This window comes from Ruegeria sp. BHSA162, from assembly GCF_059613385.1.
Genome location: NZ_JBXWSK010000135.1, coordinates 1 through 4,467, shown reverse-complemented (window position 1 = coordinate 4,467; position 4,467 = coordinate 1). Strand labels below are relative to the sequence as shown.

At 60.7% G+C, this 4,467-nt stretch carries 5 protein-coding genes; 3 read left to right on the top strand and 2 right to left on the bottom strand.

The window, feature by feature from the left end; translation table 11 throughout:
* Positions 1-1,404, top strand: a 1,404-nt coding sequence (locus AC2FM5_RS19265) for an AAA family ATPase (RefSeq protein WP_496737563.1), incomplete at its 5' end; no start/stop codon positions are given.
* Positions 1,405-1,467: 63 nt separating this feature from the next.
* On the opposite strand, the gene AC2FM5_RS19260 is transcribed toward AC2FM5_RS19265, so the two are convergent.
* A complete protein-coding gene (locus AC2FM5_RS19260; RefSeq protein ID WP_496737560.1) occupies positions 1,468-2,451 on the bottom strand; it encodes a hypothetical protein in 984 nt (327 codons plus the stop codon).
* A gap of 224 nt (positions 2,452-2,675) precedes the next feature.
* Here AC2FM5_RS19260 and msrP point away from each other — a divergent pair, with 224 nt between their 5' ends.
* Entirely contained in the window at positions 2,676-3,578 is a 903-nt protein-coding gene (gene msrP / locus AC2FM5_RS19255) for a protein-methionine-sulfoxide reductase catalytic subunit MsrP (RefSeq protein ID WP_496737558.1), read from the top strand.
* 4 nt (positions 3,579-3,582) lie between these two features.
* Positions 3,583-4,197, top strand: a complete 615-nt coding sequence (gene msrQ / locus AC2FM5_RS19250; RefSeq protein WP_496737556.1) for a protein-methionine-sulfoxide reductase heme-binding subunit MsrQ — start codon at positions 3,583-3,585, stop codon at positions 4,195-4,197.
* A gap of 67 nt (positions 4,198-4,264) precedes the next feature.
* Here the strand turns inward: msrQ and AC2FM5_RS19245 are convergent.
* Positions 4,265-4,467 (bottom strand): hypothetical protein (locus tag AC2FM5_RS19245; RefSeq protein ID WP_496737554.1); only part of this gene is annotated, 203 nt, incomplete at its 5' end.

Below are 4,467 nucleotides of genomic sequence, written 5' to 3'. Positions count from 1 at the left end.
GACAGCAAGCCCGAAGAGCTGGACCAGCTGGATCGCCAGATCCTGCAGCTCCAGATCGAGGAAGAGGCGCTGAAGCTTGAAGATGACGCGGCTTCGAAAGATCGGCTTGAGGCCTTGCAGAAGGAACTGGCCGAACTCAAGGAGAAATCCGCCGAGCTGACAGCCCAGTGGCAGGCCGAGCGTGACAAGCTGGCCAGCGCCCGCGAGTTGAAGGAACAGCTGGACAAGGCGCGTGCCGAGCTGGAGATCGCCAAGCGCGAGGGCAACCTGGCCAAGGCCGGTGAGCTGTCCTATGGCGTGATCCCCGAGCTGGAGCGCAAGCTGGCCGAGGCCGAAAGCCAGGAAAGCAACGCGGTCATGGCCAAGGAAACGGTGCGTCCCGAACAGATCGCGGCCGTGGTCGAACGCTGGACGGGTATCCCGACCTCGAAGATGCTGGAAGGCGAGCGCGAAAAGCTGCTGCGCATGGAAGAAGCGCTGCATGCCCGCGTGGTCGGCCAGGACGAGGCCGTGCGCGCCGTGGCCAATGCCGTGCGTCGGGCCCGGGCCGGTCTGAACGACGAGAACCGCCCGCTGGGCTCGTTCCTGTTCCTCGGCCCGACCGGTGTAGGTAAGACCGAGCTGACCAAGGCCGTCGCCGAATACCTGTTCGACGACGAACACGCGATGGTGCGGATCGACATGTCAGAGTTCATGGAGAAACACGCCGTCGCCCGCCTGATCGGTGCCCCGCCGGGCTATGTCGGCTATGAGGAAGGTGGCGTTCTGACCGAAGCCGTCCGTCGCCGGCCGTACCAGGTGGTTCTGTTCGACGAGGTCGAGAAGGCGCATCCGGACGTGTTCAACGTGCTGTTGCAGGTGTTGGATGACGGTGTGCTGACCGACGGTCAGGGCCGCACGGTCGACTTCAAGCAGACGCTGATCGTGCTGACCTCGAACCTTGGGTCGCAGGCGCTCAGCCAGTTGCCCGAAAGGGCCGATACGGCGCAGGCCAAGCGCGACGTGATGGACGCGGTCCGGGCGCATTTCCGGCCCGAGTTCCTGAACCGTCTGGATGAGACCATCATCTTCGACCGGCTTCAGCGGTCGGACATGGATGCAATCGTCGACATCCAGCTGTCCCGCCTGCGGAAGCGGCTTGCCGGGCGCAAGATCGATCTTGTGCTGGACGATGCCGCCAAGGAGTGGCTGGCCAACGAAGGCTACGACCCGGTCTTCGGGGCGCGTCCGCTCAAGCGCGTAATCCAGCGTGCCCTGCAGAACCCGCTGGCCGAAGCCCTGCTGGCCGGCGACATCCGGGATGGCGACACCGTGCCGGTAACTGCCGGACCCGATGGTCTGATCATCGGCGACCGGTTGGGCACCAGCGACCGCCCGCGCCCGGACGAGGCCGTGGTCCACTAAGCTGCGGTTTGGCTGCAACAGGAAAGGCCCGCCAGAGATGGCGGGCCTTTTTCATGTGCACCATCAGTCGTGGTTCTGACGGCTTTTGCGCAATGCGCGCAAGTCGTCTGCACTCAGGCGCGGACCGGACTCGGGCGATGGCGGCGGTACCGGCGGAGCCATGCGCTGGGCCGGATCCACCATATGGCGGCTGGGGCGCCCGTCCTGCAGTTTCAGATAGGCCAATACCGCGCCCGCGGATTGCAGGCTCAGCCCCCAAAGCCCGACCAGGATAAAGCTGAGAAACAAGGCCACAGCAGGCCAGATCGGGTTTTCGATGGCCCCACCGCGGAACAGGCCTTCGATTTCGGTGACGGACGTTGCCAACGCCGGTAGCCCCGCCAGGAATGCCACGGCCAGAAAGGCGAGGACGTAAAGCACCATCATTGATACATAGCTGATGGCCACCAAAGCAAACAGCGGCCAAAAGGAGGCACCCAGATTGCGGAAGGGCGTATAGGGTCGGTCGTCAGGGTCGCTGCCCAAGGCTGCCGCAGCCAGGGGAACCAGCAGACTGGCCCGCGCAGCCGAGGCTACCGTGAATACCGCAACCGTGACGACGAGGCCCGCCACCGAAACCGACGCGCCGGCAGAGGTCAGCCAGTCCAGGGCCGGTGTTTCGGGGGTCTTGGTCAGATCAACCAGATTCGGCGCGACCTTAACAAAGGCCAACCCGACCACTGGCGCAAGAATCAGGGCGATCGCCAGAGACTCCGCCCCGCCATAGGCAATGGCGGGAACGATCAGCTTGCGATAGCCCACACCGGGTCGGATCAGTTTCGACTGGAACCCGAACCGGGCGCCGACCATGATCGGGATCACGCCGGATGAGGCGCTGATCAGGAAGGTTGCAATGAACAGTGTTCCGGGCAGGATCAACCCGATGACGAACCCGATCACGCCACCCAACGCGCCGTACAGAAAAAGGCCGATGAGCAGGATCGGGAACGTCACCGCAAAGCGCCACAGGATCGAAAGGGACAAAGGAATGGTTTTGGTCAGTAACACGGGGCGGCCTTCACACAGTCTCTGGTTGTTTCGGCGATACCTTATCGGGTGTGCAGCTTCCATCCCGTTGATGACGTTCCAAACAGGTGTTCGTCTGTGCGCGACGGGAATGCAACGCAGGCTTCGTTACAGTCCCGTCTCTCAATCGTGACGCAAGTTGCGTTGGTCCGGTGTTAAAACGGGGCTAACTCAAGGCTGATTTTTGAAAATAAACGGAGAACGGAATGGCGCACCGCTGGATCAACACCCTGACACATGCCGATACGACCCCGCTGGCGGCGTTCCTGAACCGCCGACAGATCATGGCAGGACTCGCCGGATCGGGACTGGTGATGATCGCGGGCCGTGCAGGTGCGGAAGATGCGCTGGAGCAGAACACGTGGGAAGAGATCACGTCCTACAACAACTACTATGAGTTCGGGACCCGCAAGGACGACCCTGCGAAATACGCCCATACCCTCAAGACCGAACCATGGAGCGTCACGATCGACGGGTTGGTTGACCGCCCGGGAGAGTATGATTTCCAGGACATCATGTCCGAAATGACGATCGAAGAACGCATCTACCGGTTCCGCTGTGTCGAGGCCTGGTCGATGGTCGTGCCCTGGAACGGGTTCGAGCTGGCCGATCTGCTGAACATGGCCGGTGTGCAGGAGGGGGCGAAATACGTGGCCTTCGAAACCGCACTGCGTCCGGATGAGATGCCGGGCGTTGCATATCCGGTTCTGGACTGGCCGTATCGCGAAGGTCTACGGCTGGATGAAGCCATGCATCCGTTGACGATCATGGCGACAGGCATCTATGGCCGTCCGATCCCAAACCAGAACGGCGCCCCGCTGCGCCTGGTGGTTCCGTGGAAATATGGCTTCAAGTCGATCAAATCGATCGTACGCATCACTCTGACCGAGGACGAGCCGCCAACCAGCTGGAACATGGCCAACTCGCGTGAATATGGGTTCTACAGCAACGTGAACCCGACCGTGGATCATCCGCGGTGGTCTCAGGCCTCGGAACGCCGCATCGGCGGCGGGTTGTTTGCCAAGCGACAACCGACACTGATGTTCAACGGTTACGAAGAAGAGGTCGCAGGGCTTTATGACGGAATGGATCTCAGGGAATACTACTGATGCCATGCACAAGCTGAACCAAATACTGCGCCGAGTTCCTGTCTGGGCGGTCTACATCGCCGGATTGGTTCCGGTGCCCTGGTTGTTCTACCAAGGCATGACCGGTGGCCTTGGGGTCGAACCGATCGAGGCTTTGGAACATGAATATGGAGAACTGGCGCTTCAGTTGTTGATCCTGGGTTTGGCGGTCACGCCGCTGAGGCGGCTCACCGGCTTGAACCTCATGAAGTTCAGGCGGGCCATTGGCGTTTTGACCCTATCCTATGTGGTGTGCCACCTTTTGGTTTGGCTGGTTCTGGACGTGCAAGACCCAGGTCAAATTTGGGCAGACATCATAAAGCGACCCTACATCACGGTCGGCATGGTGGCATTCGTTCTGATGCTGCCGCTTGGGATCACGTCGAACAATGCCTCGGTCCGGTGGCTGGGGGCAGCTTGGAGGCGCCTGCACAAGCTGGTCTACCCGGCAGCCATTCTTGCGGGGCTGCATTACGTCATGCTGGTGAAGGGCTTTCAGATCGTGCCTCTGATCTACCTGTTCGTGATTCTTGCCCTGTTGCTGCTGCGGCTGCCCAAACCGGCATTCAATACGGCGTCCCGGCACGCCGATTCCGCATGACTCGGGGGCTGGGCTGTGGGTAACCATGTGGGAAAGTCAGACAGTGAGTGTTTTCTCACTGCGAGGCCTAGGCGAAAACTGAGTTCTGGGGAGGTATGACGGCAACAATATATTGAAAATAAACAATAGTTTTTGTTTTCGCGATTTTTTTCCTATTCATGTCATTTTCTGCTTGCGGTGATTTGTAGTTATCCTTAGAACGCCCTTCACCGGCGCTGCTGAGGCGGTGTTGGTTGGTCGGATGGACGGCCTGACGGACTGGAAAGACGG

Excerpts from the sequence above, each read along its gene's own strand:
- msrP (WP_496737558.1), top strand. The coding sequence starts at position 2,676 with ATGGCGCACCGCTGGATCAACACCCTGACACATGCCGATACGACCCCG.
- msrQ (WP_496737556.1), top strand. The coding sequence starts at position 3,583 with ATGCACAAGCTGAACCAAATACTGCGCCGAGTTCCTGTCTGGGCGGTC.